Genomic DNA, 12,325 nt, shown 5'->3' on the forward strand with positions numbered 1-12,325 from the left:
CATAGATGAACGTGAGGCCCTGATCAGCGTTTCCGCTGGTCAGGGCCTCACCCTTTGAGCCGCCTGACGGAATCGAACCGTCGACCTACGCATTACGAGTGCGTCGCTCTAGCCGACTGAGCTAAGGCGGCAACGATCGTTGAGTCTACTGCATCGGTCGTCGTGCTCCTGAACGGGTCCGGTCGCGGCGCGTCGGAACCGGACGGCGGGTGTCATACCCCCGGGCTAGTCTGCCTCTCGTGACCGATCAACAGCCGCCCCCGCGGCATCGACGGCGGTCCGCCGAGGCTGAGCCCTCGGCGGCGCGGCGGCCGGTGAGCATGGATCCTCAGCAGCTCGGTTTCACGCCGCAACGGCCGGTCGGCTGGCTCGCTCCGTTGCTCCTGCTCAACACGGGTCTGCGCACCCTGATGGCCCTTCTCTTCGGCGCTTATCTCGACAAGCGCGAGCTGCAGAATGCGCTCTCCGGTGACTCCTTCCAGCAGCCGGGCACCGACGGTGAGCTGTGGCTCGACTACGTCGCCGACCTGGGCGACGGTTTCCACTCGACCTACTCCGTGGCGTACCTGTTGGCACAGCCCCGGCTGGAGGTCGACGGCCGGGTCCTGCCGCGCGGGCAGGTGCTGCTCATGGGGGGCGACCAGGTCTATCCGCTCGCCAACGGCGACGGTTACGAGAATCGGATGAAAGGGCCGTACCGCGCGGCCTTGCCCGAGGCGCCGGCCGACGGGCCGCGACCCACGCTTTTCGCGCTGCCGGGCAACCACGACTGGTACGACGGGCTCACCGCTTTCCTTCGCCTCTTCGCCCGCCGCAAGGACGGCCACATCGGCGGCTGGCGCACCCAGCAGCGCCGTTCGTACTTCGCTGTCGAGCTGCCGGCGAAGTGGTGGCTGTTCGCGATCGACGAGCAGTTCGGCGCCTACATCGACGACCCGCAGCTGCTCTACTTCGAGAAGGCCGCCCGCAATCTCGGCCCCGACGACCGGATCATCCTGATGACGCCGTCGCCGACCTGGGTCAAGGCGGCGAAGAAACCCGAGGCGTACGACGCGGTCGACTACTTCATCCGCACCATCCTCGCGCCGACCGGGGCCCAGGTCCGGCTGCTCGTCTCCGGCGACCTGCACCACTACGCGCGCTACACCGGCGAGGATCGTGAGCTGATCACGTGCGGTGGCGGCGGTGCATATCTGCTGGGCACCCACCAGCTGCCGGCGACCCTGACCGTGCCGCCGAAGGACACGCTGACCCGCAGCGCCAGCCGCAGCCGGGAGTATTCGCTGGCGTCCCGTTTCCCCAGCGCCGCGAAGTCCCGGCGGATGGGCTGGGGAGTGTTCGGCAAGCTGCCCGCGCGCAACACCGGCTTCGCGACGATGCTCGGCATCGTCCACACGCTGACCATGCTGGCGATGGCCGGCGCGGCCAGCCAGGGCGGCACGATCCAACGCCTCTTCAGCATCCCGCTGGTCTTCATGCTGGTGCTGATCCTGACCGGCACGGTGCTGTTCGCGCAGCCCCCCGGGGCCAGCTCCGACAAGCACGCCCGGCACTGGATACTCGGCCTGGTCCACGGGTTCGCCCAGATCGCGCTCGCGGCGGGCGGCACCTGGGTATGGCTGCAACTGCCGTTCCGCGACTGGGCCTGGCCCGGGCCGCTGGCGGTGGCCGCGGTGCTCTACGGGCCGGTGATCGCCTACCTGGCCACCCAGTTGCTGGCGCTTTATCTGCTGATCGCGAGCTATTTCGACGTCAACGTCAACGAGCTGTTCGCGGGCCAGGGCATCGAGGACGGCAAAAGCTTCCTCCGCCTGCATATCGCCGCGGACGGCACCCTGACCGTGCACCCGATCGGCGTGGAGAAGATCTGCCGGAAATGGAAGGCCGACCCGAACGGCGCCCCGGACAGTTCCTGGCTCCGCCCGGAAGAGCCACTGCTGACCCACCTGATCGAAGCGCCCATCGTCGTGGACGGCCCGGCCGACCCAGCGCCCGCGTCGGTCCCAGCGGCACCAGGCTCGGCGCAACTCTGAGCGGCGGCCCGGCGGCGGCCCGGCGGCGGCCCGGCGGCGGCCCGGCGGCGGCCCGGCGGCGGCCCGGCGGCGGCCCGGCGGCGGCAGCTTAATCGGTCAGGAGTCTGCTCGTCGTGCGCCTGTCGGGGGCCACAGACCGACGCGCGCTGCAGGAAGCAGCGGGAGCCGTCGGCGTCCATCCCGACGACGACCGCGTCCTTCGGGACGCTGTGGGCCCCACCCTGCCGTTGCCCTCAGGGGTTCTCACCCCGGGGTGCCCGCTGCCGGCGCCGACGCCTGGAACTTTGATACAGGGGACGTCCTTCACTTCGCCGTAGGCAGCACTTCTTCCGGCAAGGTAGCCCTCGGGCCCCGTCTGCATCGGCGCGACCGGACCGAGCCGGACCCCTGCCGCCCTCAACATCAAGGTCAGTTCGCGCCGTTCGGCAGATGTCATGATCGCTGCGCCGCGATGAACTGTCCGGGGGTCGTCCCGGTGATGTGCAAGAAGTCCCGAATCATGTGCGACTGATCGGCGTAGCCTACGGCGGCGGCCAGGTCGGCCTGAGTGGTGCTCTCCTCGCGCAGCCGCTCGGCAGCCGCCTGCAGCCGCCTGCGCTGGATGAGGCACTTGGGCGTGAGCCCGAGACGGCGGCGCAGGAGGCGCTGCAAGGCTCGCTCGCCGATGGTGAACCGCTCGCAGATCTGCGCAACCTGCAGGAGTTCCGGATCGTTCTCGACCGCAGCAACCACAGCGTTGAGGAGCTCGCCGTCAGCGTCGAGCGGCAGGAAGCGCCGCAGGGTGTCCTCGCACGCTTCAATGGCGGCTCGGTGGGCCGCCGGGTCGTGCGGATCCGGTGCCATGAGGCTCCGTACGCGGTCGACGACGGCTCGCCCGTCGTCGCCGAGCACCTCCTCGAGGTCGACGTAGCGGTCGTTGAGGGCGTCGACCGGACCGGCGATCGTGTAGCCCGCGGCCGGCGCCAGCACCAACCCGACGGCCCATCCGTCACCCATGAGCGTGGTCGTCGACAGCTCGGGGGCGACGCCGTAGAAGCGCGCGTAGTCGCCGCTGATCACTACCAGGCAGACGGGGTCCTGCAGCATTCTCTGCGGCGCCTCTTCCCCCGGCGGTACGGACCAGACCGGAATCCAGAACCGGCGCAGCAGACCAGTGAGGTCCGCGCTCGCGGCGTGCCGGTAGGTCCGGTGATAGGCGTCGCGCGGACCGGCCAGATGAGCCAGCTCCGCCGGGCCACGGCGCACCGTGCTCACGACGACACCGGGCTCGGCGTCGACGCGGATGCCGGCGGCGGTGTCGGGTTTCATCAAGTACCACCCAGAGCAGTGCTCATAGGGTCCCCAGCATGACTGACACCGCGACGCAGTACGAGATCGCCCTCCGCCCATTGACCGCCGTCGTCGAGGCGGTGCCGCCGCAGGCATGGGACGCGCCCTCTCCCTGCGAGGGCTGGAGCGCGCGGGACGTCGTCAGGCATCTCGCCGAGACCCAGTACGAGACGCTCACCAAGAACGGCGTGGATCTCGGCAGAGCGCCGGACTTCGACGCCGATCCCGTCGCCGCATGGGACGAGCACTCCCGGTGTGTGCTCGATGCCCTGGCGGATGACGACCACGCCGGCCGGGCCATCGACTGGTTCTTCGGCCCGACGACGCTCGGCGCGACTTTCGAGCAGTTCTACGTGTGGGACATGTACGTCCACCGGTGGGACCTGGCCCGCGCCGCTGGGCTTGACGCTGACCTCACCGACGCCGAGCTCGACCGGATCGAGCAGGGCGCCGACAGCTTCGGCGAGGCTCTGCACATGGACGGCATGTGCCGACCAGCGATCACCCCCACCGACGACGGCCGCACCACCCGGGTTCTCGCACGTCTCGGGCGGGTTGCCGGAACGTCGTGACAGCGGTTGAACGACCAGCTCAGCCTTCGTTGTACTGCTCGTCATGTGCCTGTCTCGGCCCGCAGACCGAAGCTCGTGAGCACGAGCATCGGGAGCCGTCCGCATCCATCCGGACGACCACCGCATCCTTCGGGACGCTGTGCGCCACCACCTTGCCGTCGCCCGCGGGGGTGGTCACCCGGGTGCCCACCGCCGGCGCCGACGCCTGGAACTTCTGGTACAGCGGATGCTCGTACTTCAGGCAGCACATCAGGCGCCCGCAAGCGCCTGAGATGCGCAGGGGGTTCAGAGGGAGGTCCTGGTCCTTGGCCATCCGGATCGTCACCGGCTCGAAGTCCGTCAGGAACGTCGCGCAGCACAGGTCGCGGCCGCAGGAGCCGATGCCGCCCTGGACCCGGGCCGAGTCGCGGGCCGACAGCTGACGCAGCTCCACCCGGCAGTGCAGGGTCGCGCCCAGGTCGCGGACCAGCGATCGGAAGTCCACCCGGTGCGGGGCCGTGAAGTAGATCGTGGTGCGGGCGCCGCCCGTACCCCCCTGCTCCAGGACGTGGTCCACGGCCACGACCTTCATCGGCAGCTCGTGGGCCTTGATCAGCTTTTTGGCCGCGACCTTCGCCTCGGCCTTGCGCTTGCGCAGCAGCTCGTCGCGGCGCAGGTCGCGGTCGTCGGCGAGGCCGGCGACCTTGGGGAAACCGTCCGTGTCCTCGCTGACCCACTGCGCCGCCCAGACGCACTCCGCCACCTCGGGCCCGTCGTCGGTCGGGACCAGCACCCGGTCACCCACCTGGGGCGAGAATTCACCCGGGTCGAGGTAATAGAGACGGCCGTAGCGGTTGAAGCTGACGGCGCACAGCATGCCCATGGCCCCACCCTACGGCGACGGACCGGCGGTGCGAAACAGCGCGAAACTACATAGATCAGCGCAACCCCTGGCATTGACTCTCGTTGGGCCATGCCGTAGACGCCGCTCGTTGCGGTGATCCTTGGGGGAGGACTTTTTCATGATGCCCGCCGTGCCAGCACGGGTTGATCTTGTGACACCCGCCGAGCCCGACCAGGGCGTACCCAGCACCACCCGGGCCCGGCTCAAGGCCGCCGCGCTCGGCGTGGTCGGGGCCCTGCTCGTGCCGCTGCCCGCGGCCGCCGCGCCGGCGCCCTGCGAACAAGCCCTGCGGTACGCCGCCCAGTCCGGCGCGCAGCTCATGCGCATCGGCACCCTCGACCTCGGCCCGGCCGGTCGCGACGACCAGCCGATCAAGAACGTCGGCGTGGGCGACGCCAAATCCGCCCTGGTCGCGCAGTCGCCCATCAACGCGGCCGCGCTGGGCCGGGTGCTCGACGGCGGCCCGGCGGACAGCACGCTCGGCGAGGTCCTGCAGCAGACCGCGCCACCCACCCACAAGAAGTCCGAGCGCCGCAAGCACGAAGCCACCGAGGCGGGACCGTTCCGGCTCGGTGCCAGTGAACTGACCGTGCACGCTCAGTGGGATCCACGGATGGCCTGCGGCAACGTCGCGGGCCCGGCGACCCGGGCCGAGGCGGAGCTGCGGCGGGCGGGGGTGCTCGACGGCGGGGATGCCGCGCTGGTTCGCGTACCCGGAAAGATCTCGGGCCTGAGCACGACGGCGATGGAGCGGCGCGGGCCGGCCGCGCGGGCCGTCGCGGCGGCCTCGATCGCCGGCGGCAAGGTCCGGTTGCTGGGCGGGGCGGTCACGGTCGAGATCGTGAAGCCGCCGTCGCTGCTGGCCACGATGTCCGGGGCGGACGGCGGTGAGGTGCGGTACCAGCCGGCGGTGCTCGAGGTCTCCGGGGAGGGCTTCGAGACGGTACGGCTGGACACGGCCGGCGACAACGTTGAGCTGCGCCTGGATGAAAACGGCGAACCGGCTCCCGAGCCGGACGGGGTGCCGCGGAACGACGCCGGCCAGGGCGGCGCGGCCGACGGTCACGCAACGTTGCACCGGGCGGGCTTCAACGTTGCCGCCCGGCGCGACCCGGACCACAGCAAGGGTGACAAACCGGGCAAGGGGCATGCCGACGACAAGCGTGTCCACAAGGGAACCTCGGGCAAGGACGCCGTTCGGGAGCCTGACGCACCCGCCGGCAAGCCGGACGCCAACGGCGGTGCGGCCACCCCGGATGTGAGCAAGGACGGTTCCGGGAAGCCGGGCGGTGGCCTCTTCTCGGGGCTGCCGAAGGTCGGCGCTCTCGCCCCGGTTGCGCCGCTTCCGCTGCCGAGCCTGCCCGGCGTCCCGCCGCTCGCCGGCACCGAGCCGGGCCCCGAGGCCGTGCCGGCGACCGGACCGGGCACGACCGTCGCGATCTCGCTGGGCGACGTGCGCCAGGCCGTCTCCGGCCACGCCATCGCCGCGAAGGCAACCGCGATGACCATCGCGATCACCAAGGGCCCCGACCGTCAGGCGTACGGGGACAGCGCCCCCAACCGCAGCGGCGCCGTCCTGGACCTCGACATGGGACTGCTCGAAGTGGCCGCCGTGGCCCCCGAACCCGCGGGCGCAGCGTCCGGCGTGGCCGGTGGCGACGCCGGTGGCCTGCCGATCACCGGGCCACGGGTGGACGTGCTGGCGTTGGCCGGCGTGGCCCTGCTGATCGCCGGCGCGGCGGCCCTGATCTTCGGCATGCGAGGCCGCCCCGGCCCCCGCCCCTGATCACCTGCGCACGGGCGCCTGAGGTGCGGCCGGCCTGCCTTTCGTCCGGGAACACCGGCTCGCTCGGACGGTCCATGGTCCATCGAGGTGGTACCGGCCGACCGACGGTGTACCTCCATCCCCCCGCAGGTGCTGTTCTGGCGCGACGAGCGGCCGGTTCCCCGTGCCGCACGGCGACAAAGGCCGTCCGCGGGCGTTGAGTGGGACGTAGGCCTGCGGGGGGTGCAGGAGACGCGGCGCCGCGCTCGGAACCGGCTATCCGAGCGTGGCGCCCGTCGTCACCGCAGCGCCGCCACCGGCTCGGCGAGGCGGGCCGAGGTGGGCAACAGGTCCGCGCCCGCCTCGTATCCCTCGGCGACCGCTTGCAGGACCAGCACCGCGACGGCGGCCGCCGCTTCCTGCTGGCGCACCGAAGCCAGGTCCGTTCCGGGCGCCGCCAGGGTCACCGCTTCGGCGGAGACGAGCACCTCGGCCAGGACTTCGGCCAGCGAGTCGCGGGCCGACCGCATCCAGGTCATCAGCGAGTCGGCCAGGTCCGCCGACGCCTGCAAACTCTCGTCCAGGCTTTCCGGGCCCCCGCTGAGGTGCACGGCCGCCCGCTGCCGGGCCGCGTCGTACGCCTCGGCAGCAGCCCCGGTCCACTCCCCCGGCTCCGGCAGCGACGCGGCCAGCACCGCATAGGCTCGCGCGTCCGCGCGCAGCTCCGGCGCCGCCTCCGCGAGCTCGTCCGGCCGCAGCGCCGCGACCGCCCGCGCCGCGTCGCCCGGGAGCAGGCGCACCCGGCGCAGCTGGATCCACACCCGGTGCTCCGGCGGCGCGCCGGCCGCCGCCAGGATGTCGTCGACCCGGCGCAGCAGCGGCCCCGCCGTGGCCAGCAGGCGGTCCAGCCGGTCCATCACATTCCCCTGCGGATTCGGCGGGCGGCCTCGTCGTCCGTCTCGGTGTAGGCCTTGGCGGTCAGCCGGACGTCGGCGGCCAGCGTGGTCAGCTGCGCCGCCGCGGCGGCTGCCTCCTGGGAGCGGGCGGCGAGCACCGCGAGCCACCGGTCGTGCAGCTGACGGCCCAGCCGGCCCGGCGCTCCCTCGTCGTCGGCGCCGAACGCACCCGGCGACGCGGCGTGGGCGGACAGCGACCGGTCCACTGTGATCAGCGCGTCCGCGGCGGACTCCAGGCGATCGGCCAGCTTCTCCATCTCAGCGGTCCCCCAGCGATCGGAACGCCCCGAACACCTCGTCGTGCAGCTTCTCCCGGGCCCAGCGGGCTGCTTCCGCCGCGGTGGTCACCACTGCCTGCACCTCCCGGGCCAGCTCGGTCGCCGTGCGATGCTGCAGGCTGCCGCGGATGTGGACGTCGGTGATGTCGCCCGCCGCGGTGACCAGGACCTCGATCGAGTCGTCCGGCGAGTGCACCGACACCACGTGACCGGCGACCGCCTTGTCGAACTCGGCCCGCAGCACGTCGAGCCGGCGGTAACGTTCGATCGCCTCGTCGATCCATGCCTCGTCGATCTCGCGGGGCATCCACAGGCTCCTTACCGGGCGTACCGCCTTGGTTGCTTTACGGCACCGCGACCGTACCCGGTTCCCGGACTCTCGCGCACCCCCCGGCACGTCCCTTGTGGATTACCCGCGCCACAGATTGAGCATCATCGCTTCGACGGCGATCTTCGGCTTGACGTTCTGCTCGATGGCCTCGCGGCAGGCCAGCACGGCCTCCAGCCGGCGCAGCGTGCTCTCCGGCGTCCATTTGCCCGCCGCCGCGGCCGCCTGCTCGGCCGTGTCCCGGTGCACCACGGCGACCGGCGCCTTCAGGCCCGTGACCAGCACGTCCCGGTAGAAGCCGGCCAGATCCACCAGCGCCCGGTCCAGCGCGTCCCGCTGCGAACGCGTCGACCGGGACTTCTGCTTCTTCTCCAGCTCCTTGAGCTGCCCGGCAGCGCCCCGCATGGCTCCCGCCGCGCCCCGGCCCGTACCGCCGGCACCCAGTGCCTGCTCCAGCGCCGCGCGTTCCGTCGTGTCGTTCTCGGCGAACGCGGTCGCCGCCTCCGCCTCCGCGGCCTCGATCAGCGCGGAGGCCGCGTCGAAGCAGGCGCCGACACTGGACAACCGGCGGGGCACCGCGAGCACGGCCTCGCGCCGGCCGCGGGCCTCCGGGTCGTTGGCGAGCCGCTTGGCCCGGCCGACGTGGCCCTGCGCGGCGGCCGCGGCCCAGGCCGCGACGTCCGGCGCGATGCCGTCCCGGCGGACCAGGACCTCGGCCACGGCCTCGGCGGGCGGCTGCCGCAACGGTACGACCCGGCACCGCGAGCGGATGGTCACCGAGATGTCGTCCGGGTGCGTCGACGGGGTGCAGAGCAGGAAAACGGTACGCGGGGGAGGCTCCTCGATGGCCTTGAGCAGCGCGTTCCCGGCCGCCTCGGTGAGCCGGTCGGCATCCTCGATCACCACGGCCTGCCACCGCCCGCCGGAGGGGGCACTGCCGGCCCGCAGCACCAGCGCACGCATCTCGTTGACGCCGATCGACAGTCCCTCAGGCACCACAAAACGCACGTCGGCGTGGGTGGCACCGAGCACGGTGTGGCAGCCGTGGCACTCGCCGCAGCCGACGCCGTCCCGCTCACACTGCAGGGCGGCGGCGAGGGCGCGGGCGGCGACCGAACGTCCCGAGCCCGGCGGGCCGGTGAAGATCCAGGCATGGGTCATGGCGCCGTTCCCGGCGTCGGCGCCACCGCCCACGATCCGGGCGGCGGCCGCGGCGGCCCGGCGCAGCGTCTCGACTGCCTCGTCCTGCCCGACCAGGTCGGCGAACACACTCATGGCGTCGATTCTCGCTCGCTCACGGCCGGCTGCCCACCCGCGGCCCGTCCGGCGGCGTCTCGTCATCGGCGGCCCGCGCCCGGTTGCCGGTCAGATCCTCGAGCACCTCGATCGGCGTCTCGTCGTCGTCCGCGTCAGCGGAAGCGGCCGGCTCATCGGTGACCGCGGCGAGACCGTCATCCTCAGCGTCGTCGTGAGGCTCAGCGGCATCGTCCGTCCCGGGGACATCGCTGGTGAGCGGCTCATCGGCGAGCTTCGTGGCAGAGACCGCGCCTGCCGAGTCCGAGGCCGGCCCACCGGCCGGGACCACCATCGTCTCGTCCGACTCGCTGCCGGAAGAGGCCGGTCGCACGACCACCGTCTCATCGGAACCACCGGCCGGGATCGCCATCGTGGCGTTCGGGTCGTCGGATGCCGGCCGCGACACCATCACCGTCGCATTCGGGTCATCGGATGCCGGCCGGGAGACCATCACGGTCGCGTTCGGGTCGTCCGGGGTGGACCGCGGCAGGGCCATCGTCGCGTCCGGGCCGAAAGCGGAGACCACCATCGTGTCGTCCGGGCCGGTTCCCGGGCGGATCACCATGGTGTCGTCCGGGAACGAGGCCGGGCGGACCACGATCGTCTCGTCCGAGCCGCTCGTCGCCACCGCGCCCGACCCCGTGCGCATCACCAGCGTCTCGGCCGGCCCCGCGTGCGGCGGGACCACCATCGTGTCGGCCAGGTCCGGCGCGTTCAGGTCCGGTCCCGGGGGTACGGCCGTCGACGCCGGGTCCGGGTGGCTGTCGTCGCCCTCGGTGAGCATCGCGTTGAGCCGGGTCGCCACCGCGTTCGCGATCTCCTCCGCCGGGCGGGCCGCGTCGAGCACCAGGTAGCGCTTCGGGTCCGCGGACGCCAGGTCGAGGAAGGCGTACCGGACGCGTTCGTGGAAGGAGCGGGACTCGCTCTCCAGCCGGTCGGTGCCGAGGCCGCGCTCGTCGACCCGGCCCAGGCCGACGGTCGGGTCGATGTCGAGCAGGACCACCAGGTCGGGCTTGAGGCCGCCGGTCGCCCACGACGACAGCCACGAGATCTCCTGGACCGGCAGCGTGCGGCCGGCCCCCTGGTACGCCAGCGACGAGTCCACGTACCGGTCGCTGATCACCACCGCGCCCCGGGCCAGGGCCGGGCGGACGACGGTGGCCACGTGATGCGCCCGGTCGGCGGCGTAGAGCAGCGCCTCGGCGCGCGGCGACGGCGCGTCGGCGCCTTCACCGTTGGACAGCACCAGGCTGCGGATCCGGGCGCCCATGTCGGTCGCGCCGGGCTCGCGGGTCACCACCACGTCGTGGCCGGCCTCGATCAGCGCCTCCGACAGGCGGGTGACCTGGGTGGACTTGCCCGCGCCCTCGCCGCCCTCGAAGACCACGAAGATGCCGTGCCGGGTGAAGTCCTCGCCCGGTGACAGCGGGCGGCCGCGGATCGAGCTCCACAGGTCGGCCAGCACCGGTACGCCGCGCTTGTCGTCCATCTGGCGGAACGCGCTGATCCCGGTCCAGACCCCGATGACCCCGGCGACCAGGAGCAGGATGCGGGTGGAGGAGATGTCGACCGAGAGGCTGCCGGCCGAGATGGTGCGGGAGCTGCCCAGGCCGACCAGCAGACCGGCCAGCGAGATGGCCAGCAGCAGGACGAGCCGGGCGCCGATCTGCACGACGGCGAAGACCCGGCCGCGTACCTCGTCGTTGACCTGGCCACCCAGCAGGGTGACGCCGGCCAGGAACGCCATGCCGGCGCCGGCGCCCACGAACAGTGCGCCGAACAGAGCCATGGACAGGTGGAACGCCACGGACAGGAAGCCGACCGCGCCGCTGGCGAGCACGATGCTCATGCCGAACCAGCGGCGTCGGGACAGCTCCTTGACGACCATCGGGCCCAGGCCGATGCCGATCGCCAGGCCGATGAAGAGGGTGGCGAAGAGCAGGTAGAACGCGGCGTCGCCGGCGCCGAGCGAGGCGGTGAAGAAGCGGGCCGTACCGATGACGATGCCCGCGCCCGCGAACGCGCCGAAGATGCCGAGCACCAGGCCGCGGACGAAGGGGGTGCCGCCGATGTACTTCCAGCCCTCGACGAACTGCCGGAACATCGAGGTCTGGGCGTTGCGCTCCTGACGTTCGCGGTGGCCCTCGCTGATCTCCTTGATGCCGAAGAAGACCACCGCGGCCGTGGCGGCCCGGGAGAACGCGTTGATCCAGAGGGCGAGCTGGACCGGCTCCGCCCAGTCGGGCAGCCCGCCGATCGGGCCGCGGACCACACCGTCGAGCGCGGCCAGGGCCAGCGCCGCCAGGATCGGGGTGATGCCGTACGTGGTGATCAGCGTCAGCTGGTTGGAGACCTCGAGCCGGCCCTTGGGGATCAGGTTGGGGACCGCGGCCTCCTTGGCCGGGATCCACATCAGGGTGATCGTCTCGCCGATGAAGGTGGCGATGACCGCCCAGGTGACCGTGACCCCGCCGGAGTCGCTGAACAGGGCGACGACCGGGATCGAGCCGTACACGAAGAAGCGCAGGATGTCGCAGATGACCATGGTGTAGCGCCGGTCGAACCGGTCGGCCATCACTCCCGCGACCGGCCCCAGCAGCAGTGCCGGAAGCAGCCGGATCGCGATCGTGCTGCTGAACGCGGTGCCCTGGGCGACGCTGCCGGTGACCTGCTGGGAGGCGAACAGCGCGGTGGCCAGGGTGCCGATCCAGTCGCCGAACGAGGCCACGCTGAGCACGAGCCAGAGCCGCCGGAACGGGCGGATCCGCAGGACGGAACGCAGGGCCGCCGCTCCCGACAGATCCACCGGAGGGCTGGCCTCCTTGCGTGCCGAGCTCGTTTCGGTGTCGATGGCCCCTACCTCCCCGTGGTCACTGCTCGAAGCA

General features: G+C 72.0%; 9 protein-coding genes, 1 tRNA gene and 1 pseudogene. 3 read left to right on the forward strand and 8 right to left on the reverse strand.

All coding sequences use genetic code 11. The features are described from left to right. Positions 1-57 precede the first annotated feature (57 nt). Positions 58-131 (reverse strand) — tRNA-Thr (locus tag Aau02nite_RS38985). 108 nt (positions 132-239) lie between these two features. On the opposite strand from Aau02nite_RS38985, the gene Aau02nite_RS38990 reads away from it, so the two are divergent. Further along, positions 240-2,033 carry a metallophosphoesterase gene (locus Aau02nite_RS38990; protein ID WP_438841215.1) on the forward strand — a complete coding sequence of 598 codons (1,794 nt, stop codon included), beginning with the start codon at positions 240-242 and terminating at the stop codon, positions 2,031-2,033. A 432-nt stretch (positions 2,034-2,465) separates the two neighbouring features. On the opposite strand, the gene Aau02nite_RS38995 is transcribed toward Aau02nite_RS38990, so the two are convergent. After that, positions 2,466-3,341, reverse strand: a complete 876-nt coding sequence (locus Aau02nite_RS38995; RefSeq protein WP_212993676.1) for a helix-turn-helix domain-containing protein — start codon at positions 3,339-3,341, stop codon at positions 2,466-2,468. A gap of 38 nt (positions 3,342-3,379) precedes the next feature. Between Aau02nite_RS38995 and Aau02nite_RS39000 the strand changes: the two genes are divergently transcribed. Continuing rightward, positions 3,380-3,934 carry a maleylpyruvate isomerase family mycothiol-dependent enzyme gene (locus Aau02nite_RS39000; protein ID WP_212993677.1) on the forward strand — a complete coding sequence of 185 codons (555 nt, stop codon included), beginning with the start codon at positions 3,380-3,382 and terminating at the stop codon, positions 3,932-3,934. A gap of 19 nt (positions 3,935-3,953) precedes the next feature. Here the strand turns inward: Aau02nite_RS39000 and Aau02nite_RS39005 are convergent, their stop codons facing one another. Then, on the reverse strand, positions 3,954-4,796 hold the full coding sequence (locus tag Aau02nite_RS39005) for a PSP1 domain-containing protein (protein ID WP_212993678.1): 843 nt from the start codon (positions 4,794-4,796) through the stop codon (positions 3,954-3,956). Between the two features lie 151 nt (positions 4,797-4,947). Here Aau02nite_RS39005 and Aau02nite_RS39010 point away from each other — a divergent pair, with 151 nt between their 5' ends. Beyond that, positions 4,948-6,603, forward strand: coding sequence for a hypothetical protein (locus Aau02nite_RS39010; protein ID WP_212993679.1), 1,656 nt, complete (start codon positions 4,948-4,950; stop codon positions 6,601-6,603). 278 nt (positions 6,604-6,881) lie between these two features. Here Aau02nite_RS39010 and Aau02nite_RS39015 read toward each other — a convergent pair whose 3' ends face one another. From Aau02nite_RS39015 to tmk, 5 genes and pseudogenes are all read right to left on the reverse strand, one after another. Next, positions 6,882-7,499: a hypothetical protein gene (locus Aau02nite_RS39015; protein WP_212993680.1), complete on the reverse strand. Its 618-nt coding sequence runs from the start codon at positions 7,497-7,499 to the stop codon at positions 6,882-6,884. Next, complete coding sequence (locus tag Aau02nite_RS39020; RefSeq protein ID WP_212993682.1) at positions 7,499-7,795, reverse strand: type VII secretion target; 297 nt, start codon at positions 7,793-7,795, stop codon at positions 7,499-7,501. The genes Aau02nite_RS39015 and Aau02nite_RS39020 overlap by 1 nt, the downstream gene beginning before the upstream one ends. A 1-nt stretch (position 7,796) precedes the next feature. Further along, entirely contained in the window at positions 7,797-8,123 is a 327-nt protein-coding gene (locus Aau02nite_RS39025; RefSeq protein WP_212993683.1) for a YbaB/EbfC family nucleoid-associated protein, read from the reverse strand. 102 nt (positions 8,124-8,225) lie between these two features. Then, the gene (locus tag Aau02nite_RS39030) at positions 8,226-9,419 is read right to left on the reverse strand and encodes a DNA polymerase III subunit delta' (protein WP_212993684.1); all 1,194 of its coding nucleotides are present in this window, start codon (positions 9,417-9,419) and stop codon (positions 8,226-8,228) included. A 670-nt stretch (positions 9,420-10,089) separates the two neighbouring features. After that, positions 10,090-12,177, reverse strand: a pseudogene (gene tmk, locus Aau02nite_RS39035) (dTMP kinase); the annotation flags it as partial. Positions 12,178-12,325 lie beyond the last annotated feature (148 nt).

Origin of the sequence: Actinoplanes auranticolor (assembly GCF_018332655.1) — a bacterium.
Lineage (GTDB): Bacteria > Actinomycetota > Actinomycetes > Mycobacteriales > Micromonosporaceae > Actinoplanes > Actinoplanes auranticolor.

Coding starts and splice junctions, on each gene's coding strand:
- Aau02nite_RS39005 (WP_212993678.1), bottom strand. CDS start 4,796: ATGGGCATGCTGTGCGCCGTCAGCTTCAACCGCTACGGCCGTCTCTAT.
- Aau02nite_RS39000 (WP_212993677.1), top strand. CDS start 3,380: ATGACTGACACCGCGACGCAGTACGAGATCGCCCTCCGCCCATTGACC.
- Aau02nite_RS39015 (WP_212993680.1), bottom strand. CDS start 7,499: ATGGACCGGCTGGACCGCCTGCTGGCCACGGCGGGGCCGCTGCTGCGC.
- Aau02nite_RS39025 (WP_212993683.1), bottom strand. CDS start 8,123: ATGCCCCGCGAGATCGACGAGGCATGGATCGACGAGGCGATCGAACGT.
- Aau02nite_RS39020 (WP_212993682.1), bottom strand. CDS start 7,795: ATGGAGAAGCTGGCCGATCGCCTGGAGTCCGCCGCGGACGCGCTGATC.
- Aau02nite_RS39030 (WP_212993684.1), bottom strand. CDS start 9,419: ATGAGTGTGTTCGCCGACCTGGTCGGGCAGGACGAGGCAGTCGAGACG.
- Aau02nite_RS38995 (WP_212993676.1), bottom strand. CDS start 3,341: ATGAAACCCGACACCGCCGCCGGCATCCGCGTCGACGCCGAGCCCGGT.